Source organism: Salinicola endophyticus, assembly GCF_040536835.1.
Classification (GTDB): domain Bacteria; phylum Pseudomonadota; class Gammaproteobacteria; order Pseudomonadales; family Halomonadaceae; genus Salinicola; species Salinicola endophyticus_A.
This window is the reverse complement of sequence record NZ_CP159578.1, coordinates 2,234,434-2,255,001: the sequence shown is the minus strand read 5'-3', so window position 1 is coordinate 2,255,001 and position 20,568 is coordinate 2,234,434. Positions and strand designations below refer to the sequence as shown.

The window sequence follows — 20,568 nt, the reverse complement described above, 5'->3', positions numbered from 1 at the left end:
CCTTCATGGCTTTTCCATCCAGCTTCTGACCACCATCGCCACCAGGCGCGGATCCTCCTGGGCGATCTCACGCGCGTCCTTGAGATCCTGCTCGTAGCCGGAGGAGCGACGCCGGCTGCGTTCGCGAGTCGAATTGACGGGAGCGGGCTCGTCGTCGCCGCCGGCCTCGCTCACCTGCTGATAGCTGGCGGCACCCGCTGCGCCCGAGACGCCTGAGGGGGCATTGAAGGCGGCGGGCTGGGCGTCGCGAGTCTGGCGCCGGATCAGCGGCTTGACCACCTTGAACCACAGGAACATGGCGACCAGCGCGACCAGCAGGTACTTCAGCACGCTCTTGCCCAGACTCCAGATTTCCGGCGCTTGCCACCAGGGCAGCGGTGTGAAGGTCGGCTCGCTGGTCTGGAAGGGGCTGTTGACCACCGCGAGGTCGTCGCCGCGGGCCTGGGAGTAGCCCATGGCCTGACGCACCAGACCACGGATCTGATCCATTTCGGCGTCGCTCAGGGCGACCGTCTGGGTCTGCCCATCCTCGCCGGTGGTCTCACGGTAGTTGACCACCACCGCCACCGACAGGCGTTCGATGGCGCCGCTGTGCTGCTTGACGTGCTCGACGGTGCGATCCACCTCGTAGTTGATGGTGCTGTCGCGGCGTACCTGCCCGGTCCGGGCGTTGGCGTTCTGGGTGGTCTGATCCTGGCCGGCATTGTTGTTGCCATTATTATTGCCGGCATTGTTGCCATTGTTATTGTCGGCGTTGTTGGCAGCGTTGTTACCGGTATTGTCATTGCCGGCATTGCCATTGGCCTGGGTGCCCGGGGCGTTGATCGGCGACGCCGCGGTGCCTGGGGGCTGGTTGCTCAGGGCGCCGGGGATGCCCATGGCGAGATCGGCGTCGCTCTGATAGGAGGCGCTGTTCTGCTCGCTGCGCACGGCGGCTTCGTTGGGGGCCTGGTTGGGTGCGTAGCGCTCGGCGGTCTGTTCGCGCTGAGCAAAGTCGACCTGGGCGGTCACCTGGGCCTTGACGTTCTTGGCGCCGACGATAGGGGCGAGGATCGCTTCGATGCGCTCGGCGTAGGTCTTTTCCAGATTGTGCACGTAGTCGAGCTGGGTGCCGTCGAGCCGCGTGCCATCGCCCTGTTCCCGGGTCAGCAGGTCGCCGTTCTGGTCGATCACGGTGATGGCATCGGTAGCGAGCTCGGGCACGCTGCTCGAGACCATGTGCACGATTGCGTTGACCTGGCCGGGGCTGAGCACGCGTCCGGGCTGCAGGTCGATCACCACCGAGGCGCTGGCGGGCTGGCTCTCGCGCACGAATACCGACGGCTTGGCCATGGCCAGGTGCACTCGCGCACGATCGACACTGCCGAGGGTGGCGATAGTGCGGGCAAGCTCTCCCTCCAGGGCGCGCTGGTAGTTGACCTGCTCGGCGAACTGGCTGATGCCGAAGGCCTGGTCGTCCATCAGCTCGAAGCCGACGCCGCTGGCCTGGGGCAGCCCCTGTTCAGCGAGCTTGAGGCGCAGCGGACGCACCTGGTCGGCCGGTACCAGCAGCGCCTGGCCGCCTTCGCTGAAGCGATAGGGCACGCCCATGGTATCGAGCTGGGTGATGATCCGTCCGCCGTCGGCGTCGGTGAGGGTCGAGTAGAGCACCCGGTAATCGGGCGCGCGCGCCCACAGCAGCAGCGCGACGATGATCGCCAGTGCGGCGGCGCCGCCGACGATCAGGGGGATACGCGGGTTACCCTGCAGCTTGCCCAGCCAGTCGCGACCGGGCTTCTGCGCGGCGCCGGCACGTGCTGATTGCGCGCCGGCTGCCTGAGTGTCGTTGGGCGACGTGGCCGTGCTCATGCCGCGCCCCGCTCAGCGACCGTGATTTGACTCGACGACATACGGTTTTTTCCGTTCCCTGCATCGCGGACTGCTCGTCCCGGAGCGCGGCCCGGCTGGCGAGCACGGGCCCCGCTCCGGGGGCATATGTGTGATGGCAGCCATTATGTGTTTGAACGTAAACCCCGAAGACGGGAAAAGCCGCTGTTTTCGCGCGCATTTAGCGCAATGGCGTGGCGACCCTGGCTGCTAGTCTGCGAGCGTCCCATCCATCGTGTGGTGCCATGGCGCTGCCGATCGGGTCTCTGTCATCAGGCAACCCTTTTACAGGAAATCCGCATGAGTGTTCCCGCCATTCAGGCTGCGCTGCAGCAGATGCAGGCGCTGTCTAACCAGGCCGCCGGGCAGAGTGCCGGTGCTGCGGCCGCTCCCGATCAGCCCGGTAGCTTCGCCGGCGAGCTCCAGGCCTCGATCGGGCGGATCAACCAAATGCAGCAGAGCGCCAACCAGCAGGCGATGGCGTTTCAGGCCGGTGATCCCGACGTCGCCCTGAACGACGTGATGATCGATATGCAGAAGGCCAGCGTCTCCTTCGAAATGGGCGTGCAGGTGCGCAACCGCCTGGTGACTGCCTATAAAGATGTCATGAGCATGCAGATCTAGGCCCTGCACGAAAACTGCCTGCGCTCGGCGACTTTTCGTACACACCCTAGCGCTATTCACGCGCTACCATGGCGCCCGCCGCTGGTTTCAGCGGTGGGCGCTTTGCGTTGGACGGCCGGCTTGTCGCGTATCGTCGTGGCGCGTACCGGTGTCAGCGGGTGCTTCTTCCCCGCCAGGCGTCGAGCGAATAGCAGGCCAGGCCCACCCAGATCAGCACGAAGGTGGTCAACTGCGGGAGCGACAGGGGTTCGCCGAACACCCACAGCGCCAGTGCGAACTGCAGCGTCGGATTGATGTACATCAGAAAGCCCACGGTGGAGAGGCGCAGGCGCCGAGCGGCACCGGCAAAAGCCAGCAGCGGCAGGGTGGTAAGCACGCCGCTGACCACCAGCAGGGTGGTGTTGGTCAGTGCGATGCCGAAGTGTGAGGCATCCTGGCCCACCAGCCAGGCCAGGGCTGCGAGGCTGAATGGGAGCAGTAGGGTGGTTTCGGCGAACAGCCCCGAGAGACCGTCGAGAGGGACCTGCTTGCGCAGCAGGCCGTAAGTGCCGAAACTGCCCGCCAGTGCCAGACTGATCCAGGGCAGACGGCCCAGCACCACGAGCTGGATCAGAATCGCGATCAGGGCCAGGGTGATCGCCACGCCCTGCCAGCGGCTCAGCCGCTCCTTGAGTATCAGTATGCCGAGGGCGACGTTGACCAGTGGGGTGATGAAGTAGCCCAGGCTGGCCTGGAGCACGTGCTGGCTCTCGACTGCGTAGATGTAGAGCCCCCAGTTGAGACCGATCAACAGCGCGCAACCGAGTACCGGCAGCAGCCGGCGGGGCTGGCGGAAGGCTGCCCGCACTGGTGACCAGCGCCGCATCAGGGTGATCAGTAGGGCCAGGAACAGGCACGACCACAGAATGCGGTGGATCAGTATCTCTCCCGCCGGCACGCCGTCGAACAAGGCGAAGAACAGCGGAAAACAGCCCCAGATACCGTAGGCGGCCAGCCCGAAGCCAACGCCGCGGCGCGCCTCGCGACGCTGCGCGGTAGCGCTCTCGGTTGGCGTCGCGGATGTCGGTGCGGAACGGTGGGCGGCTGACATGGCGGTGATTCTCTGGCTGTTCGATATGACGGCTCGGTAATCTATCATGTCCGCGGCGCGCTTCGGGTGCGAAAATGGTTCCAGAATCCCGCCACGAACAAGGAGATACCCATGAGCGATCTGCGCGTCACGCTGATACAGACGGAGCTCCAGTGGGAGGATCCGGCGGCCAACCGGGCACTGCTCGAGGCACGGATGGGGGCGCTGGATTCGACGCAGACCGACCTGATCGTGCTGCCCGAGATGTTCGCCACCGGTTTCAGCATGAACGCCGCGGCGCTGGCCGAGCCCGCAGAGTCGAGCGCCTCCCTGGCCTGGCTCGAGCAGCAGGCACGGGCCCGCGGCTGCGCCATCACCGGCAGTCTGGCGATCAACGAGGGCGGGTGTGCCTACAACCGCATGGTGTGGGCCGAGCCCGGAGGCCGCACGCTGACCTACGACAAGCGCCATCTCTTTCGGATGGGGGAAGAGCCGCGCTACTACGCCGCCGGTGGCCGGCGCCGAGTGGTCGAGTATCGCGGCTTCCGGATTCTGCTCGCGGTCTGCTATGACCTGCGCTTTCCGGTCTGGCTGCGCCAGCAGCCGCCCCATGACGAGGCTTTCGAATACGATCTGCTGCTGTGCGTGGCCAACTGGCCGGCGCCCCGGCGGCGCCCATGGCGTACACTACTCCAGGCGCGGGCAGTGGAGAACCTGAGCTATGTGGTCGGCGTCAATCGCATCGGCGAGGACGGCAACGGTCTGGCCTACAGTGGCGACTCCCTGGCCGTGGACTTCAAGGGCGACCCGCTGGTGGATCATCCTCCCGAGACACCTTTCGTCGAGACGGTGACCCTGTCGGCAGCGGCACTGTCATCGTTTCGCGATACCTTCCCCGCCTGGAGAGACGCAGATGCCTTTGCGTTGACCGACTTCGACGATGACCTGCAGAGTAAGGATGGGCAATGATCCGAACCTTTCGCCTCGACCAGAACGATTTTCAAGAGCTCAGCGAAGGCCCCATCGCCGAACGCCTGCTGGAGGCCAACTGGATCGATGCCTATGATCTCGATGACGACGATCGCGAGGCGCTGAAGCCGTTCCTCGCCGAGGAGCTGCCGGCCAATACCGATATCGAGGAGATCGAATCATCGGCGCGCTTCTTCACCGATACCGATGGCCTGCACGTGCACTCGCTGTTTCTATCACGCAATGAGGGCAAGCATCAGACCAACACTGTGGTGTTCATTCTGCAATCGCAGCGCCTGCTTTCGCTGCGTGAAGATGACCTGGCCGATTTTCGCCTGTTCCGGCTGCGTGCGCGGCGCGGTCAGACCGAGGCCCACTCGCCGCAGTCGCTGATCGTTACGCTGTTCGAGCAGAAGGTCGAGAACCTCGCCGACAGTATCGAGGACATGCACCGCGATCTCGAGCAGGTCAGCCATATGGTGCTGGAGATCGAGGATGCCGATCTGGAAGAGGCGATCGATCGACTGGCCAAGGTCGAGGATAGCGTGGGCAAGATCCGCCTGTGCTTGATGGATACCCAGCGCTCGCTCTACTTCCTCATTCGTCACCTGCGCTATCACGCCGAGCTGCAGGAGCAGGCCAAGGAGGCGCTGCAGGACGTCGAGGTGCTGATGTCGCACAGCACCTTCCTGTCCGACAAGGTCAACTTCCTGATGGATACCACCCAGGGCTTCATCAATATCGAGCAGAACCAGATCATCAAGATCTTCTCGATCGCCTCGGTGGTGTTTCTACCGCCGACCATGATTGCCAGCATCTACGGTATGAACTTCCACGTGATGCCCGAACTCGACTGGAGCTTCGGTTACCCGTTGGCGATCGGGCTGATGGCGCTGTCAGGGGTCTCGCCTTATCTCTATTTCAAGTATCGCGGCTGGCTCTAAGCCCGCTGCCCCAAGGAATGTTTCGAATTCATGCGGTTGGACAGATTTCTCAGTGAAGCCACCGAGCTGACGCGCAGCCAGGCCAAGCGTGCCCTGCGTCAGCTGGAAGTCAGCGTCGATGGCGAGACCGTGCGCGATGCCGCGTATCAGGTCTCGGATACCCAGGACATCCGCTGGCAGGGGGCGCCGCTGGCGCGGGTCGGCTGGCGCTACCTGATGCTGCACAAGCCGGTCGGGGTGGAGTGTTCTCTGCGCCCGGCCCACTATCCTTCGGTGATGAGCCTGATCGAGATCGAGCAGATCGAGCGCCTGCACCCGGTAGGGCGGCTGGATGTCGACACCTCGGGCCTGCTGCTGATCAGCGATGATGGCCAATGGACCCACCGCGTGACCTCGCCCAACCGAGCCTGCGTCAAACGCTACCGCGGGGAGATCGCCGAGGCGATGTCGGAGAGCGTCGCAGCCAAGGTGGCGCAGCAGTTCGAAAAGGGGATCACCCTGCAAGGGGAAGAGAAACCGACCCGGCCGGCGACGTTCGAGCGGGTGGGTCCGCACGAGGTACTGATCGGCGTCACCGAGGGGCGCTATCACCAGGTGCGGCGGATGATGACGGCGGTGGGCTATCCGCTGACCTCGCTGCATCGCGAGGCGATCGGCCCGCTCAGCCTCGACCCAATGCTCGAACCCGGTGAATGCCGGCATCTACGTCCGGAGGAGATCGCGGCCTTCTAGGTCACATCTTCCTGCGTCGGTGGGCTGGGTTGTAGATTTATACCGTTATCTTGTCCGCCTGTCTTTTATCCCTCATATAACCTCCGAGGCATACCACGCTCGCGTCAGTCGAGAGCGGCCGCGGCGATCAGGGCACGGGTGTAGTCGCTCGTCGGGGCGTTGAGCACCCGGGCGCATTCGCCGCTCTCCACCACCTCTCCCGCCTTGAGTACCATGATCTGGTGCGCCATGGCGCGCACCACGGCGAGATCGTGGCTGATGAAGAGATAGCTGATGCCGTGGCGCGCCTGCACCTGGCGCAGCAGCTCGATCAGCTGTTTCTGCACGCTGCGGTCCAGCGCCGAGGTAGGCTCGTCCAGCACCAGCAGGCGTGGCTTGAGAATCAGCGCCCGGGCGATGGCGATGCGCTGACGCTGGCCGCCGGAGAATTCGTGCGGATAGCGCTGGGCGCAGTCCGCCGGCAGATGGACCTCGGCCAGCGCTGCGGCGACGCGTGTCCTCAGCGTGGCTTCGTCCAGTTCCGGATGGTGGAAGCGCAGACCCTCGCTGATGATATCGGCGACCGGCATGCGCGGCGACAGCGAGCCGTAGGGATCCTGGAAAACGATCTGGAACTGGGGGCGGCGTCGGCGCAGCGCGTTGCCCTTGAGGCGGTCGAGGCGTTCGCCGTCGAACTCGATCTCGCCGTGGGCAGGCAGTAGCCGGATCAGGGCGGCGGCAAGCGTGCTCTTGCCCGAGCCGGATTCCCCCACCAGGCCCAGCGTTTCGCCCTGACGCAGGCTGAGCGAGAGCGGCGCCACGGCGACGAAGGCGGGCGGCCGTGCTCGCAGCAGTGGCTTCGGGCGCAGGAAGTGGACCCCGAGACGGCGCGCTGCCAACAGCGTGGGGGCATCGGCGGGCAGCGCTGAGGGCGTACCGGCAGGAGTGGCGTCGATCAGGGCGCGGGTATAGTCCGCCGTCGGGGCGTTGAATACCATTGCCGTCGGGCCGCTTTCGACCACCTGGCCGCGATGCATGACCACCACCCGATCGGCGTGGCGGCGCACCAGGTTGAGGTCGTGGCTGATCAGCAGGACGCCCATGCCGTGCTCCCGGCGCAGTTCGTCGAGCAGGGCGAGTATCTCTTGCTGCACGGTGACGTCGAGGGCGGTGGTCGGCTCGTCGGCGATCAACAGCTGCGGGTCGTTGGCGATCGCCATGGCGATCATCACCCGCTGGCGCTGGCCGCCGGAGAGCTGATGCGGGCGCGCCTCCAAGAGCTCCTCGACCCGCGGCAGGCGCACCTGTTCGAGCAGCTGGCGGCAGCGCCGTGTGGCGCGCTCACCGCGCAGGCCCTGATGCAGGCGCAGGCTCTCGCGCAGCTGCTTGCCCACCGTGTGCAGCGGGTTGAGCGAGGTCATCGGCTCCTGAAATACAAAACCGATGCGCCCGCCGCGCAGGGCATTCCACTGCCGCGCGGTGAGGTGCGCCAGGTCTTCGCCGGCGAAGTACCGCCGCCCGCTGACCTCGCTGCCGGGCGGCAGCAGCCCCAGCGCACCGAGGGCGCTGACCGACTTGCCGGAGCCGGACTCGCCGACCACCGCCACGGTCTCGCCCGGCGCTACCTCCAGATCGAGCCGGGTCACGGCCTGAAAGCCGCCGACGCGGATCGCCAGACCCTCGAGGGAGAGCAGCGGTGGATGACTCATGGCAAGGCCCTCGTACTCTCGGTTGCACCGGCGGCGGCTGGCGTGGCGGCGGTGACGATGTGACGCGGGTCGAAGGCGTCGCGCAGCCCCTCGCCAATGAACACCAGCAGTGACAGCATCACGCTGAGCGAAAGAAAGGCGGTGATGCCAAGCCACGGTGCCTGCAGATTGTTCTTGCCCTGGGCTACCAGCTCCCCCAGCGACGGCGAACCGGGCGGCAGGCCGAAACCGAGGAAATCCAGCGCGGTCAGGGTGGTGATGGCACCGGTGAACAGAAATGGGATGAAGGTGAGGGTGGCGACCATGGCGTTGGGCAGTACGTGGCGCCACATGATCAGCCGTGAGGGCAGGCCCAGAGCCCGTGCCGCGCGCACGTACTCCAGGTTGCGCGCGCGCAGGAACTCGGCGCGCACGATATCGACCAGCCCCAGCCACGAGAACAGCAGCATGATGCCCAGCAGCCACCAGACGTTGGGCTCGACCAGACTGGCCAGGATGATCAGCAGGAACAGCACCGGCAGACCCGACCAGATTTCGATCAGCCGCTGACCGAACAGGTCGACCTTACCGCCGTAGTAGCCCTGCACTCCACCGATCAGCACCCCGAGCACGATCGAGCCGACGGTGAGGGCGAGGGCGAAGGCGACCGAGAGACGGAAGCCGTAGAGCACGCGGGCGAAGACATCGCGGCCCTGGTCGTCGGTGCCGAGCCAGTGGCGCAGGCTGGGCGGCGAAGGCACCGGGCCCTGGATGTCGCGATCCAGGGTCTGGTAGGAGAACGGTACCGGTGGCCACAGCGCCCAGCCGTGACGCTCGATCTGCTCGCGCACGAAGGGATCGCGATAGTCGGTGGTGGTGGGCAGGAAGCCGCCGAACGCGGTCTCCGGATAGTCCACCAGCAGCGGCACGTACCAATGGCCCTGGTACTGCATCACCAGCGGTTTGTCGTTGGCGATCAGCTCGGCGCCCAGGCTGACCACGAACAGGATGGTGAACAGCCATAGTGAGACGCGTGCGCGACGACTGGCGCGGAAGATCTGCAGACGCCGGCGTGCGATGGGGGAGAGACGGCGGCGGTGGCGGCGCTCGGTCGATGGTGCCTCGGCGTTCACGGGTGGGGTCACGTCGCTCATCACGCCTCTCGGGTAGCGAAATCGATGCGCGGATCCACCCAGACGTAGGTGAGATCCGAGATCAGCTTGAGCAGCAGGCCGATCAGCGTATACAGGTAGAGGGTGCCGAAGATCAGCGGATAGTCGCGCTGCATCACCGCCTCGAACCCCAGTAGACCCAGGCCGTTGAGCGAGAAGATCACCTCGATCAGCAGCGAGCCGGTGAAGAAGATACCGATCAGTGCCGCCGGCATCCCGGCGATGATGATCAGCATGGCATTGCGAAAGACGTGTCCGTAGAGCACGCGGCGCTCGGAGGCGCCCTTGGCGCGAGCGGTGAGCACGTACTGCTTGTGGATCTCGTCGAGGAAGCTGTTCTTGGTCAGCATGGTCAGGGTGGCAAAGCTGCCGATCGCCGAGGCGGCCACCGGCAGGGTGATGTGCCAGAAGTAGTCCTGCACCTTGCCGAGCAGCGAAAGCTCGTCGAAATTGGCCGAGGTCAGCCCGCGCAGGGGGAACCAGTTCAGGTAGCTGCCACCGGCAAACACCACGATCAGCAGGATCGCGAACAGGAAGCCGGGGATGGCGTAGCCGACGATCACCACCCCCGACGACCAGACGTCGAAGGCGCTGCCGTGGCGCAGCGCCTTGCGAATGCCCAGCGGGATCGAGATCAAGTAGACCAGCAGCGTGGTCCATAGCCCCAGAGAGATCGACACCGGCAGGCGATCGAGAATCAGATCGAGCACCGGACGTCCGCGGAACAGGCTGTCGCCGAGGTCGAAGGTGGCGTAGTCGCGCAGCATCAGCGCGAAACGCTCCCAGGCCGGCTTGTCGAAGCCGAACTCCTGGGTCAACTGCTGGCGCAGCTGATCGTCGATACCCGCTGTGCGCATGCCGCGCTGGCCGCCGACGCTGTCCCCGCCGCCGCCTTCCAGGCCGGTGCTGGCGTTACTGCTCAAACCCTCGAAGCGCGCCATCATCTGGTCGATGGGGCCGCCCGGGGCCGCCTGCACGATCACGAAATTGAGCAGCAGAATCCCCAGCAGCGTGGGGACCATCAGCAGCAGACGACGCAGAACATAGCTGGCCATGGAGGCGTTCACTCCTGCCCGCGCTGACGCGCGGTGATCGCCGGGGCGCGGTTCGGGTCGACCCACCACACGCTGAAGTCCGGAGTGTAGCGCGGGAACGGCTGCGGGTAGCCGAACTTGTTCCACAGTGCCACCCGGGTGCCGTCGAAGTTCCACTGCGGCACCACATAGAAGCCCCAGCGCAAGACCCGGTCGAGGGCGCGGGCGGCGGTGTCCAGTGCGCTGCGGCTGTCGGCCCGGATCAGATCGTCGACCAGTGCATCGACCACCGGATCGCTGACGCCGGCAAGGTTGCGGCTCTGCGGGGTCTCGGCGTAGGCACTGGTCCAGAAGTCACGCTGCTCGTTGCCCGGATTGGCCGACTGCGGGTAGCTGCCGACGATCAGGTCGAACTGGAACTGGCGCAGCCGGCTCAGATACTGGTTGACGTCGACCACGCGGATGCGGCTCTGAATGCCGAGCCGGGCCAGGTTGTGCACGAAGGGCTGGGTGATGCGCTCGAACTGGCTGTCGTAGAGCAGGAACTCCAGCGTCAGCGGACGCCCGCTCTGGCGCTCGACCATGACTCCGTCGCGCACTTCGTAGCCCGCCTCACGCAGCAGCTCGAGGGCCTGGCGCAGGCGCGGGCGCAACTCCTCGGGCTGGGGGATGGGCAGCGGTTGGTCGAATACCGCCGCCGGAAGCTGGTCGCGGTAGGGCGCTAGCAGTTTCAGCTCCGCCGGGCCGGGCAGGCCGCTGGCGGCCATCTCGGAGTTCTGGAAATAGCTCTGGGTGCGGCGATAGGCGCCATAGAAGATGTGCTGGTTGAGCCAGTCGAAGTCGAAGGCCAGATTGAGCGCATGGCGTACGCGGGTGTCGGAAAGCGCCGGGCGGCGGGTATTGATGATATAGCCCTGCATGCCGGCGGGCTGTCCGTCGGGGACGACCACCCGGCGGATCGCCCCGTCTGCCACTGCCGGGGTGTCGTAGGCGGTTGCCCAGTTCTTGGCGCTGCTCTCCAGGCGCAGGTCGAGCGCGCCGGCGAGAAAGGCTTCCAGCGCCACCGACTGATCGCGGAAGTAGTCGTAGACCAGTCGATCGATATTGTAGCGGCCGCGGTTGATCGGCAGATCGCGCCCCCAGTAGTCGTCGACCCGGCGATAGACGATACGCCTGCCGGGGTCGACATCGGCGATGGCGTAGGGACCGGAGCCGAGCAGCTTGTCGAGGGTCGGGCGGGTGAAATCGCGCCCCTGCCAGTAGTGCTCGGGCAGCACCGGCAGCTGGCCCAGGATCAGCGGCAGTTCGCGGGAGTCGTTGTCGGGGAAGTCGAAGCGCACCCGATGGGTGCCGAGTGCGGTGACCGAATCGACACTGGCATAGTAGGCGCGGTAAAAGGGCGAGCCCTTGTCGCGCAGCAGGCGAAAGCTGAACACCACGTCGGCGGCGGTGACCGGGGTGCCGTCGTGGAAGCGCGCCTGCGGGCGCAGATCGAACTCGATCCAGTGGCGGTCGGGATCGAGTCGCACCCCGGCGGCGAGTAGCCCGTACATGGTGAAGGGCTCATCGGCGCTGGAGGCCATCAAGGTATCGTAGATCTGCTCGAGCCCGCTGGCGGGGGTGCCCTGGATGATGAACGGATTGGTCGAGTCGAAGCTGCCGTTGGCGGCGCGGCGCAGGGTGCCGCCCTTGGGGGCGTCGGGGTTGGCGTAGGGCAGGTGGTCGAAGTTCGCCGGCAGTGCGGGATCGTCGTAGAGCGCCAGCGCATGCACCGTGGGCACCGGCGTGGTGTCGGCCACGCCACTGGTCGCCATCAGCATCAGTGCCACGCCCAGCGCCAGGACACCTCTCCAGCCCCCGCCTCGCAGCCGCTCCCCTTGCATGCGTGCTCCCGTACTCATCGTTGTCTGGCCGTGAGTTATACCCGAATCCCAGAGGTTTGTACGCAAACGGCGTGCGCGCGTCGACGCCGTTGGCAACACCCTGTGCCATTCATGGGCTGGCCTGTGCTCTCAGCGCGAATTGTTCGCGAGCGCGCGGGCCGGCACCGAGAGCGCCTGGCCGATACGGATGGTGTTCCCGTGGAGCCCGTTCTCGCGCCGAATGTCGCCGACACTGGTGGCAAAACGCGCGGCAATGCCGGACAGAGTATCGCCACGCTTGACCACATAGCGGTCGAGCACCGTGCGCTCGGACGCCGGCAGGCTGGCGAGATTGGCCAGGAAGCGCTTTTTGGCCGCCACCGGCACCAGGATGCTGGCATCCTCGCGGGGCCGGGTCGAGGCGCGCTTGAAGCCGGGATTGAGCTGGCGCAGGGTGTGCGGGTCGACCCCCGAGAGTTCGGCGGCCATGGAGAGCGTCAGCGGGCCGTCGGTGGCGACTTTGACGAACGGCGTGCGGTCGGGGATCGACGGTAGCGCGACATCGTAGTCAGCGGGCCGGGCGATCACCTCTGCCAGGGCCAGCAGCCGCGGAATGTAATTCATGGTCTCGTTCGGCAGACGCAGGTGCCAGTAGTCGATTGGCTCGCCGCGGTTGGCGGCGGCGTCGCGTGCCGCGTTGACGGTGCCGGCACCGGCGTTGTAAGCGGCCAGTGCCAGCAGCAGATCGCCGTCATACCAGCGATCGGCAAGCTGACGCAGATAGCGCATGGCGGCGTCGGTGGCGGCGACCACATCGCGCCGGCCGTCGTACCAGGCAGTGCGCGAGAGCCCCATGGCATCGCCGGTGGCGGGCATGAACTGCCACAGCCCGGTGGCGCCGCCGGGATTGGTGGCGGTCGGATTGTAGCCGCTCTCGATGAACGGCAGCAGGGCGATCTCGGTGGGCAGATGGTTGGCGGCGAGCCGCTGGGTCACCCAGTGCAGCCAAGGGCGGGCCTGTTCGGCGACCAGCTCGACGTGGTGCGGGTGCTGGCGGTACCACTCGAGCCAGCGCGCCACGCGCGGATTGTCGGTCTCGTGGGAGAGCGCGAAGCCACGGCGCAGGGTGTCCCAGGCGTCGGCCGAGGGCCGTTCGGCCAGGCGCAGCGCTGACCAGAAGGTGGCTTGGCGCGGCTGGGCGGACTGACGCTGACCGGCGTCATTCCAGGCCATCGCCGGCAGTGCCGAGCAGAGCAGACTGCCGGCCAGGCCGATGACCAGATAGCGGCGTCTCGAGCGGGCATTCATGCAGCAGACATCCTTGGGTGTAAATTGCCGCCCGCGACGCCGGTCGAGGCGCCGTGTCGGCGGGCAACGTTCAAAAACGATCCTTCCAGCCGCGCAGCGTGGCGAAGGCCTCTGCCGCGCTGGCGCTGGGGCCTTGCTCGCTCAGCGTCTGGCGCAGCGCGGGCTGGTCGAGGCGCAGGAATGGATTGATCTGGCGTTCGCGGCCCAGCGTGGTGGGCAGCGTCGGGCGTTCCAGCCGGCGCGCCTGCTCGCACTCCTGGCGGTAGGCGTCACGGGCAGCATTGTCAGGCTCGGCGGCGCTGGCGAAGGCGAGATTGGCCAAGGTGTACTCATGCGCCGGGAACACCAGGGTGTCGTCGGGCAGGGCATCGAACTTGGCCAGGGAGTGGCGCATCTGCTCCGGTGAACCTTCGAATAGGCGCCCGCAGCCGGCAGAGAAGAGCGTGTCGCCGGCGAACAGCAGCCCCGGCGTGCCGGGAGCGTAGAAGGCGATATGGTCGAGGGTGTGTCCGGGGACGCTCGAGACCTCGAAGCGGCGCCCCAGTATGCGACACTCGTCGCCCTCGCCGAGGTGCTGGCCGATACCTTCGATGCGCGGATTCTCGGGCCCATAGACCTGCGGCGCGTAGCGCTCGATCAGCTCACGCAGACCGCCGGTGTGATCATGATGGTGATGAGTGATCAAGATGCTTTCGAGGCGCAGCTGTTCGCGCTCGAGCCAGTCGATCACCGGCGCCGCGTCGCCCGGATCGACCACGGCAACGGCATCGGTGGTGTCCTGACGCAGGAGCCAGATATAGTTGTCATTCAGCGCGGGAATCGGCTTCACGCTCAGCATGTGTCATCCTCTTGCGACGATGGAGCGGGTGTCGACGGTAAAGCAGTCAGCGATGTTGAAGGCATTGTCGACGGGACGATGTCAGGTTGGACCCGATCGACCTCGCTGAGACCCGGATCGACCCGGCCGGTTCCACCGCATGTGGCCTTCGGCTGCGCCGAGGGTGGCGTCGCGCACCGCTCAAAAAGCGATAACCTTGGGGAGTTAAGGCGCCCGTGTCAATCACGTCTACGCAGCAACGGCTCGCCGAAGCGGTCCGGCGCGGCCGCCAATTCTGGGACTCCGGGCCCGGTGCCGCGCTGTGGCGCGCCGAGCGTGCCTGCCTCGGCCCCCACTGCGAGCAGCACCATGGTGCGCTCAGCCTGCAGCTGGGTATGGCGCCACTGATCAGTGACATGAGCCCCATCCGCCATGCGCTGGAGTGGGCGCCCAGCGCGGCGCTGGCGCGCCAGCCCAATACCCTGATCTGCGCGCCGGAGCGCCTGCCGCTGGCCGATGACAGCCTCGACCTGACCGTGGTCCATCATCTGCTCGAGGCGGTCGAGCGCCCCCATCAGGTGTTGCAGGAGGCCGCTCGGGTGACCCGCGCCGACGGCCGACTGGTGGTTTTCGGCTGGCACCCCTATGCCCCGACCGGGGGCGTCCCGCGTCGGCATCAGCCGCCTTGGCAGCGCGCCTGGCGTACCCCCCGGCGGCTGCGCGACTGGCTCGAGTTTGTCGACTTCGAGATCGAGCGAGTAGACTACTGCGGCTTCCGGCTGCCCTGGCGTTCGGCACGCAACCGACGGCTGGAAACATTCGGCCGGCGCTATAACGTGCCGCTGGGGCAGGCCTATCTGTTGATCGCCCGGCGCCGGGCGCTGCCGGTGCAGCCGATTGCGCTGCGCGAGCCCACCCTGGTGGGGGCCAAGTCCGGTGCCTGGCTGGGATTGGCGCGGCATCATCTGCAGGCACCGACACGGGAAGCCGCCGGTGCCACTGGTTCCCCCACGGCGCGCTCGCTGCAAGATGCCGCCGTGCGACGTCTGGAGACGTCGCACGACGCTTGACCCCAGGATGCCGGGGCGCTGCCAGGCGCCGATAGCCGACCGCCCGGCGCCGTTGGGGCGGTCGAACTACCCATCGATGCATGCCGTCGATGGGCCAATACGCCAGAGAGAATTCACGTTTTGCCAGCTTCCTCTTCATCTGCCTCCGCCGCTGACGCCACGTCTCAGGCCAATCCGCCTCAGGTCACCATCTACACCGACGGCGGTTGCCGCGGTAACCCCGGCCCCGGCGGCTGGGGGGCGATGCTGGTCTCGGGCCAGCACCAGAAGTCACTCAAGGGCGGCGAGCGTCATACCACCAACAACCGCATGGAGCTGATGGCGGCGATCCAGGCGCTGCGGGCCCTCGACCGCCCCTGTCAGGTGGCGCTGTGGACCGACTCCCAGTATCTGCGCAAGGGAATCACCGAGTGGATTCACGGCTGGCAGAAGCGTGGCTGGAAGACCGCCTCCAAAGAGCCGGTGAAGAATGCCGAGCTGTGGCGTGAACTGCTGGCGGAGACCCAGCGGCATCGCATCGAGTGGCACTGGGTCAAGGGCCACAGTGGCCACCCCGGTAACGAGGCGGCCGACCGGCTGGTCAACGAGGCGATCGACGCGGTGATCGCTGGCGACTGACCCGCGCCAACCAGAGCCCCGGCGTGTGAGCGCTGGTGCTACTACAGATCGAGTTACTACAGATCGAGTGCTTGAGAGCGAGGAGAGCCGCATGCGCCAAATCGTCATGGATACGGAAACCACCGGGATCGACCCGCGCGAAGGGCATCGCATCATCGAGATCGGTGGGATCGAGCTGATCAACCGCCGCTTCACCGGCCGCACCTATCATCAGTACGTCAACCCCGAGCGCCATATCGAGGCCGAGGCGATCGAGATTCACGGGATCACCAACGAGCGGGTGGCCAACGAGCCTGTGTTTGCGCAGATCGCGGATGAGCTGTGGGAGTTCATGCGTGGCGCCCAGCTGGTGATCCACAACGCGCCGTTCGACGTCGGCTTCTTCGACCATGAGTTTCGCCTGCTCAAGGCCGCCCGCGGCGAGCCGGTGCTGGGACCGGTAGCCGAGCACTGCAGCGTGCTCGACACCCTCAAGATGGCGCGACAGATGCACCCGGGGCAGCGCAACAGCCTGGATGCGTTGTGCAAGCGCTACGATATCGACAATGGCCAGCGCGTGCTGCACGGCGCCTTGCTCGACTCGGAGATCCTGGCCGAGGTCTACCTGGCCATGACCGGTGGCCAGACGGCGCTGTCGCTGGCCGGTAGCGAAGAGAACGAGAGCCGCAACGAGAGCGGCGCCGGTGCCCATCTCCAGCTCGATCGGGCGGCCACGCCGCTGGTCGTGGCGCAGCCCAGCGATGCCGAATGGGAGGCGCACCGCGAGCGCCTGGCGCAGATCCGCCAAGCCGCCGGTCAGTGTCGCTGGGACGCGCTGAACGGTGATGGGGCCGCCTCCTGATGCTGCGTCGCGAGCTGCCCCCCGCGGATGTGCGACGAGGCTGGCTTATCCGCATGAACGCCCAGGGCGTGGCGCCGGGCAGTGGCGGCCAGGGCGTGCTCGAACGTGACGTAGCCTGGCCGCCGCAGGCGCTGCGCCTGGGCTTCTGGAACGACGAGCCGGTGGCGCTGTCGATCGAGACGGGCGACGAGACGTGGCCCGCGGCGCGGGATTGGCTGGCGCAGATATCGCCGGCCGAGAGCGAACTGCTGGCGACGGCGCTGCAGGTCAGCCACTGGGAACGCGATCACCGTTTCTGCGGGCGCTGTGGCCATCCTACCCAGCGCCTGGCACATGAGTTCGCGATGGCCTGCGAGCAGTGCGGTCTGCGTGCCTACCCGCGTATCTCGCCCTGTATCATCACCCTGGTGACCTTCGGCCGCGACATGCTGCTGGCGCGGAGCCCGCGCTTTCCGCCGCGGCGTTACTCGACGCTGGCCGGCTTCATCGAGCCCGGCGAGGCGGTAGAGGGGGCCGTGCGCCGCGAAGTGATGGAGGAGGTCGGCGTCGAGGTGGGGCGGGTCAGTTTCTTCAAGAGCCAGTCATGGCCTTTCCCGCACTCGCTGATGATGGGCTTCTTCGCCGAGGCGACCAGCCGGCGCATTCGTATCGACGGCCACGAGATTGCCGATGCGGCCTGGTTCACGCCGGAACGCCTGCCGGAACTGCCGCCCAGCTACTCGATCTCGCGCCAGCTGATAGAGACTCACCGGCGCGCGGTGGCGACCCGCTGAGAGACGGTCGATGTCACACGCCGAGCAGTCGACGCCTACGGCCCCGTCGGAGAGTTCTTGGTTGTCATTGGAGAGTGCTTAGGGTTTGCACGAAAAGTCATCGAGCTAAGGCAAGACAAGGCAAAAATCGGCGAAAGCGGACCGGGCTGGCGCTCCAGTTTACAGGGTGTAAATGAGCATTTTGACCGGGCTGGCGCTCCAGCCGATTCTTAACGCCGTATTGCCGAGCACAGGTAGTTTTCGTACAAAACCTAGTCGTTGCGCTTGCCGAACAGCTTGGGCAGACGTGCCGCCAGGCCAATATCGCCCTTGACCTTGACCCGGCCACCGAGCAACGCCTGCATGGCATTGAGCTCTTTTTTGATCAGGGCGATGAGGGTGGCGGTATCACTCTCGATGGTCACATCGGGTGCCGTGTGGTGACCAGCGTGGATGCTGAGGCTGCCACCTTCGATCACCAGATGATGATCGTCGGCGTCGTGCAGCAGGAACTGGTAGGTCGCGTTGAGATCGCCTGCGGCCGCGGGGTCGAAGCGGTGTTGTAGCTTGGCGATCAGCTGGTCGTCATCCATGATGGCCCTCCATTGGCTTTAGGACAAGCAAACCACTGCGCTTGGCGTTATGCAAGTTGCGGTTTCTCAAGCCGATTCTCGCCTGCCCGCGGAGAGCGTCGGCGTTTGCCGAATGATCAACTGGATTTGCACCGGGTCTCAGCGAGGGCTGGGCGGATATTGGATTAGAAGTAAACCATGTGAAGGAGCGAGATGTGATCGGATGGCTGGCGGAGTACGGTATGTTCCTGGCCAAGACGGCGACACTCGTCGTCGCGCTGGCGCTAGTTCTGGCCCTGGTGGCGCGCGGCCGCCGCCGCGGCGGTGGTGATAGCGGAGGCCAGTTGCGGGTGACCTCGCTGGATGCGCGATTCTCCGAACGTCGGCGTCAGCTGCAGTTGGCGGCGACGCCCAAGTCGGGACGGCGCCAACTGGCCAAGCGACTCAAGCGTGAAGAGAAGCAGGCGGCCAAGGCGGCGGTGGACGAGCGGGTCTGGGTGCTGGACTTCGAGGGCGATCTCAAGGCCTCGGCGACGCCGGCGCTGTCTGAACTGGTGTCGCTGCTGATCGCACAGCTCGAATCGGGCGACGAAGTGGTGCTTCGGCTGACCTCGGGTGGTGGGCTGGTCCACAGCTACGGCCTGGCGGCGGCGCAGCTCGACCGCCTGCGCGACGCCGGCGCACGACTCACGGTATGTGTGGACAAGGTCGCGGCCAGTGGCGGTTACATGATGGCGTGCTGTGCCCATCACCTGATCGCGGCGCCCTTTGCGGTGATCGGTTCGATCGGTGTGGTGGCGCAGATTCCCAACGTGCACCGGCTGCTCAAGAAGCATGACGTCGACGTCGAGCTGCTGACGGCGGGACGCTACAAGCGCACCCTGACCGTGCTGGGCGAGAACAGCGAGGAGGGCAGGGCCAAGTTTCTCGAGGATCTGCAGTCGACCCACGACCTGTTCAAGCGCTATGTCGGCGAGCGCCGCCCGCAGCTCGACCTCGATCAGGTGGCGACCGGTGAAATCTGGTACGGTAGTGAAGCGCGATCCCAGGGCTTGGTCGATGCCGTCGGCACCAGCGACGCCTATCTGCTGGAGAAAATATCCAGCCAGGCGCGGGTGCTGCATATCTCATTGGCAAGCCGTCGTGGTCTTGCCGGGCGCCTGGCCAAAGGCGTCGAAACGGGCGCCGAGCGGACGCTTGACCGGATGCTGGAGCGGCTCGGTCGCCTGGGCTGGGAGCGTCATTGAGCGCTGGCGCGTGCACGCCTCGAGTTTTCACGCACCTGTCGCCCCGGCGTGTCCACCCGTGGCAGCGTCCGGGGCTAGCCTATTTCCAGGCTGGCGAGGGTGGCGATCAGCCGGCCCGCGGTATCACCGTTGAGCGAGTAGTAGATGATCTGAGAGCTGCGCCGTGTGGTGACCAGTCTCTCCTGTCGCAGCACGGCGAGGTGCTGCGACAGCGCCGATTGGCTCAGCGCCATCTGCTGGTTGATCTGGGTCACCGAGCGCTCCCCGGCCATCAGTAGGCACAGAATACGTAGCCGACTCTCGTTGGCCATGGCCTTCAGGGTCGCGGTGGCGGGCCCGAACTGAGTTTCCGATAAAGTGTGTTCCATCATAGTGAAGTCCGCATTCGCAGGGCCGGCGCTGAACAATCTGTTACATTCAATTCTTATATTACCCTCTGTAACTTTAGGTTACAAAGTTTTTTTAGTGGTCCATCTGGTCTGGTATTGGAGGGGTGCCTATAATGCCGCCCCCTGCCGATGCAGCCCGAGGCCATGGCAGGCGGTAACGATGTGACTGAGGGTTCCCTTACCCCTCGGCCGACCGGCAGACGAAAAAGGTTCTTTCATGCTCAAGCTCGACGAGAGTCAGATTCGCCAGACGCTTTTGTGGCTGGTCTCGTTTCACGTGGCGGTGATCACTGCCAGCAACTATCTGGTGCAGCTGCCGTTCACGCTGTGGGGGCTGCACACCACCTGGGGGGCGTTCAGCTTCCCGTTCATCTTTCTGGCTACGGATCTCACCGTGCGGCTGTTCGGCAAGTCGGCCGCGCGGCGTATCATCGCCGGGGTGATGGTGCCGGCGCTGATGATCTCCTATGCGGTATCGGTGCTATTCCAGCAGGGCCGCTTCCAGGGCTTCGAGGCGCTGGGGCAGTGGAATCTGTTCGTCGGGCGCATTGCCCTGGCCAGCTTCATGGCCTACGTGCTGGGCCAGCTGCTCGACATCCATGTCTTCGATCGCCTGCGCCGACTGCGCGCCTGGTGGGTGGCGCCGACCCTTTCGACTATCCTCGGCAATCTGGCCGATACCTTTGCGTTCTTCGCAATTGCCTTCTGGCACGGCCCCGACGCCTTCATGCGCGAGCACTGGGTGGATATCGCCTGGTTCGACTACGCGGTGAAGCTGACCATCAGCCTGCTGTTCTTCCTGCCGCTCTACGGGGTTCTGCTGGCCTGGCTGGGGCGGGTCGTGCTCAGTAGCCGCGATGAATCACTGCCGGGCCTGCCGCGGCGCTGAGGTGGGGAGCTGGCAGGCCGAGGCACGGCCTGCCTGGCGCTCTGTTATTCTTACTGCCCGCGCCAAGTCAACGCCAAGCTGTAGTCGCAGGGCAGGCTGAAAGGCGAGTCAGCGGTGGAGAAAGCC

20 protein-coding genes are annotated in these 20,568 nt (G+C 65.8%); 10 read left to right on the top strand and 10 right to left on the bottom strand.

Annotation, left to right across the window (positions count from 1 at the left end):
• Nucleotides 1–3: 3 nt before the first annotated feature.
• Nucleotides 4–1,848, bottom strand: a complete 1,845-nt coding sequence (fliF, locus tag ABV408_RS10195; RefSeq protein WP_353978867.1) for a flagellar basal-body MS-ring/collar protein FliF — start codon at nucleotides 1,846–1,848, stop codon at nucleotides 4–6.
• 318 nt (nucleotides 1,849–2,166) lie between these two features.
• Between fliF and fliE the strand changes: the two genes are divergently transcribed.
• Nucleotides 2,167–2,490 carry a flagellar hook-basal body complex protein FliE gene (gene fliE, locus ABV408_RS10190; RefSeq protein ID WP_285952535.1) on the top strand — a complete coding sequence of 108 codons (324 nt, stop codon included), beginning with the start codon at nucleotides 2,167–2,169 and terminating at the stop codon, nucleotides 2,488–2,490.
• A gap of 151 nt (nucleotides 2,491–2,641) precedes the next feature.
• Here the strand turns inward: fliE and rarD are convergent, their stop codons facing one another.
• The gene (gene rarD / locus ABV408_RS10185) at nucleotides 2,642–3,580 is read right to left on the bottom strand and encodes an EamA family transporter RarD (protein WP_353978866.1); all 939 of its coding nucleotides are present in this window, start codon (nucleotides 3,578–3,580) and stop codon (nucleotides 2,642–2,644) included.
• Nucleotides 3,581–3,691: 111 nt separating this feature from the next.
• On the opposite strand from rarD, the gene ABV408_RS10180 reads away from it, so the two are divergent.
• From ABV408_RS10180 to ABV408_RS10170, 3 genes are read left to right on the top strand one after another with little or no spacing between them, the layout of a single operon-like run.
• Nucleotides 3,692–4,528 (top strand): amidohydrolase, encoded by an 837-nt coding sequence (locus ABV408_RS10180; RefSeq protein ID WP_353978865.1) that lies wholly within the window; start codon nucleotides 3,692–3,694, stop codon nucleotides 4,526–4,528.
• On the top strand, nucleotides 4,525–5,472 hold the full coding sequence (gene corA, locus ABV408_RS10175) for a magnesium/cobalt transporter CorA (protein ID WP_035473287.1): 948 nt from the start codon (nucleotides 4,525–4,527) through the stop codon (nucleotides 5,470–5,472). The genes ABV408_RS10180 and corA overlap by 4 nt, the downstream gene beginning before the upstream one ends.
• 30 nt (nucleotides 5,473–5,502) lie before the next feature.
• A complete protein-coding gene (locus ABV408_RS10170) occupies nucleotides 5,503–6,204 on the top strand; it encodes a pseudouridine synthase (protein WP_353978864.1) in 702 nt (233 codons plus the stop codon).
• A 104-nt stretch (nucleotides 6,205–6,308) separates the two neighbouring features.
• Here ABV408_RS10170 and ABV408_RS10165 read toward each other — a convergent pair whose 3' ends face one another.
• The 6 genes from ABV408_RS10165 to gloB form a co-directional block, all read right to left on the bottom strand.
• Entirely contained in the window at nucleotides 6,309–7,892 is a 1,584-nt protein-coding gene (locus ABV408_RS10165) for a dipeptide ABC transporter ATP-binding protein (protein ID WP_353978863.1), read from the bottom strand.
• The gene (locus ABV408_RS10160; RefSeq protein WP_353978862.1) at nucleotides 7,889–9,025 is read right to left on the bottom strand and encodes an ABC transporter permease; all 1,137 of its coding nucleotides are present in this window, start codon (nucleotides 9,023–9,025) and stop codon (nucleotides 7,889–7,891) included. The genes ABV408_RS10165 and ABV408_RS10160 overlap by 4 nt, the downstream gene beginning before the upstream one ends.
• Nucleotides 9,025–10,098 carry a microcin C ABC transporter permease YejB gene (locus ABV408_RS10155; protein ID WP_353978861.1) on the bottom strand — a complete coding sequence of 358 codons (1,074 nt, stop codon included), beginning with the start codon at nucleotides 10,096–10,098 and terminating at the stop codon, nucleotides 9,025–9,027. Before ABV408_RS10155 ends, ABV408_RS10160 begins: the two co-directional genes overlap by 1 nt.
• Before the next feature lie 8 nt (nucleotides 10,099–10,106).
• Nucleotides 10,107–11,960 (bottom strand): extracellular solute-binding protein, encoded by a 1,854-nt coding sequence (locus ABV408_RS10150; RefSeq protein ID WP_405049912.1) that lies wholly within the window; start codon nucleotides 11,958–11,960, stop codon nucleotides 10,107–10,109.
• 129 nt (nucleotides 11,961–12,089) lie between these two features.
• On the bottom strand, nucleotides 12,090–13,247 hold the full coding sequence (locus tag ABV408_RS10145; protein ID WP_353978860.1) for a transglycosylase SLT domain-containing protein: 1,158 nt from the start codon (nucleotides 13,245–13,247) through the stop codon (nucleotides 12,090–12,092).
• 70 nt (nucleotides 13,248–13,317) lie between these two features.
• A complete protein-coding gene (gene gloB, locus ABV408_RS10140) occupies nucleotides 13,318–14,085 on the bottom strand; it encodes a hydroxyacylglutathione hydrolase (protein WP_353978859.1) in 768 nt (255 codons plus the stop codon).
• Nucleotides 14,086–14,300: 215 nt separating this feature from the next.
• Between gloB and ABV408_RS10135 the strand changes: the two genes are divergently transcribed.
• From ABV408_RS10135 to nudC, 4 genes are all read left to right on the top strand, one after another.
• Nucleotides 14,301–15,134, top strand: coding sequence for a class I SAM-dependent methyltransferase (locus ABV408_RS10135; protein ID WP_353978858.1), 834 nt, complete (start codon nucleotides 14,301–14,303; stop codon nucleotides 15,132–15,134).
• 120 nt (nucleotides 15,135–15,254) lie between these two features.
• Entirely contained in the window at nucleotides 15,255–15,752 is a 498-nt protein-coding gene (rnhA, locus tag ABV408_RS10130; protein ID WP_353978857.1) for a ribonuclease HI, read from the top strand.
• A gap of 91 nt (nucleotides 15,753–15,843) precedes the next feature.
• Complete coding sequence (gene dnaQ, locus ABV408_RS10125) at nucleotides 15,844–16,593, top strand: DNA polymerase III subunit epsilon (protein WP_353978856.1); 750 nt, start codon at nucleotides 15,844–15,846, stop codon at nucleotides 16,591–16,593.
• A 53-nt stretch (nucleotides 16,594–16,646) separates the two neighbouring features.
• Entirely contained in the window at nucleotides 16,647–17,366 is a 720-nt protein-coding gene (gene nudC / locus ABV408_RS10120) for an NAD(+) diphosphatase (RefSeq protein ID WP_353978855.1), read from the top strand.
• 251 nt (nucleotides 17,367–17,617) lie between these two features.
• Here nudC and ABV408_RS10115 read toward each other — a convergent pair whose 3' ends face one another.
• Complete coding sequence (locus ABV408_RS10115) at nucleotides 17,618–17,938, bottom strand: SCP2 sterol-binding domain-containing protein (protein WP_353978854.1); 321 nt, start codon at nucleotides 17,936–17,938, stop codon at nucleotides 17,618–17,620.
• Nucleotides 17,939–18,132: 194 nt separating this feature from the next.
• Here ABV408_RS10115 and sohB point away from each other — a divergent pair, with 194 nt between their 5' ends.
• Nucleotides 18,133–19,164 carry a protease SohB gene (gene sohB, locus ABV408_RS10110; protein ID WP_353978853.1) on the top strand — a complete coding sequence of 344 codons (1,032 nt, stop codon included), beginning with the start codon at nucleotides 18,133–18,135 and terminating at the stop codon, nucleotides 19,162–19,164.
• A gap of 74 nt (nucleotides 19,165–19,238) precedes the next feature.
• Here sohB and ABV408_RS10105 read toward each other — a convergent pair whose 3' ends face one another.
• Nucleotides 19,239–19,535 (bottom strand): metalloregulator ArsR/SmtB family transcription factor, encoded by a 297-nt coding sequence (locus ABV408_RS10105; RefSeq protein ID WP_353978852.1) that lies wholly within the window; start codon nucleotides 19,533–19,535, stop codon nucleotides 19,239–19,241.
• 235 nt (nucleotides 19,536–19,770) lie between these two features.
• Between ABV408_RS10105 and ABV408_RS10100 the strand changes: the two genes are divergently transcribed.
• Nucleotides 19,771–20,442, top strand: coding sequence for a 7-cyano-7-deazaguanine/7-aminomethyl-7-deazaguanine transporter (locus ABV408_RS10100; RefSeq protein ID WP_353978851.1), 672 nt, complete (start codon nucleotides 19,771–19,773; stop codon nucleotides 20,440–20,442).
• Nucleotides 20,443–20,568 lie beyond the last annotated feature (126 nt).

What these genes read in the sequence shown, in the direction of transcription:
- ABV408_RS10105 (WP_353978852.1), bottom strand. Translation starts at nt 19,535, where the DNA reads ATGATGGAACACACTTTATCGGAAACTCAGTTCGGGCCCGCCACCGCG.
- ABV408_RS10170 (WP_353978864.1), top strand. Translation starts at nt 5,503, where the DNA reads ATGCGGTTGGACAGATTTCTCAGTGAAGCCACCGAGCTGACGCGCAGC.
- ABV408_RS10100 (WP_353978851.1), top strand. Translation starts at nt 19,771, where the DNA reads ATGCTCAAGCTCGACGAGAGTCAGATTCGCCAGACGCTTTTGTGGCTG.
- dnaQ (WP_353978856.1), top strand. Translation starts at nt 15,844, where the DNA reads ATGCGCCAAATCGTCATGGATACGGAAACCACCGGGATCGACCCGCGC.
- gloB (WP_353978859.1), bottom strand. Translation starts at nt 14,085, where the DNA reads ATGCTGAGCGTGAAGCCGATTCCCGCGCTGAATGACAACTATATCTGG.
- ABV408_RS10145 (WP_353978860.1), bottom strand. Translation starts at nt 13,247, where the DNA reads ATGAATGCCCGCTCGAGACGCCGCTATCTGGTCATCGGCCTGGCCGGC.
- ABV408_RS10155 (WP_353978861.1), bottom strand. Translation starts at nt 10,098, where the DNA reads ATGGCCAGCTATGTTCTGCGTCGTCTGCTGCTGATGGTCCCCACGCTG.
- ABV408_RS10150 (WP_405049912.1), bottom strand. Translation starts at nt 11,960, where the DNA reads ATGCAAGGGGAGCGGCTGCGAGGCGGGGGCTGGAGAGGTGTCCTGGCG.
- ABV408_RS10165 (WP_353978863.1), bottom strand. Translation starts at nt 7,892, where the DNA reads ATGAGTCATCCACCGCTGCTCTCCCTCGAGGGTCTGGCGATCCGCGTC.
- fliE (WP_285952535.1), top strand. Translation starts at nt 2,167, where the DNA reads ATGAGTGTTCCCGCCATTCAGGCTGCGCTGCAGCAGATGCAGGCGCTG.
- ABV408_RS10115 (WP_353978854.1), bottom strand. Translation starts at nt 17,938, where the DNA reads ATGGATGACGACCAGCTGATCGCCAAGCTACAACACCGCTTCGACCCC.
- ABV408_RS10180 (WP_353978865.1), top strand. Translation starts at nt 3,692, where the DNA reads ATGAGCGATCTGCGCGTCACGCTGATACAGACGGAGCTCCAGTGGGAG.
- ABV408_RS10160 (WP_353978862.1), bottom strand. Translation starts at nt 9,025, where the DNA reads ATGAGCGACGTGACCCCACCCGTGAACGCCGAGGCACCATCGACCGAG.
- fliF (WP_353978867.1), bottom strand. Translation starts at nt 1,848, where the DNA reads ATGAGCACGGCCACGTCGCCCAACGACACTCAGGCAGCCGGCGCGCAA.
- rarD (WP_353978866.1), bottom strand. Translation starts at nt 3,580, where the DNA reads ATGTCAGCCGCCCACCGTTCCGCACCGACATCCGCGACGCCAACCGAG.
- corA (WP_035473287.1), top strand. Translation starts at nt 4,525, where the DNA reads ATGATCCGAACCTTTCGCCTCGACCAGAACGATTTTCAAGAGCTCAGC.
- nudC (WP_353978855.1), top strand. Translation starts at nt 16,647, where the DNA reads ATGAACGCCCAGGGCGTGGCGCCGGGCAGTGGCGGCCAGGGCGTGCTC.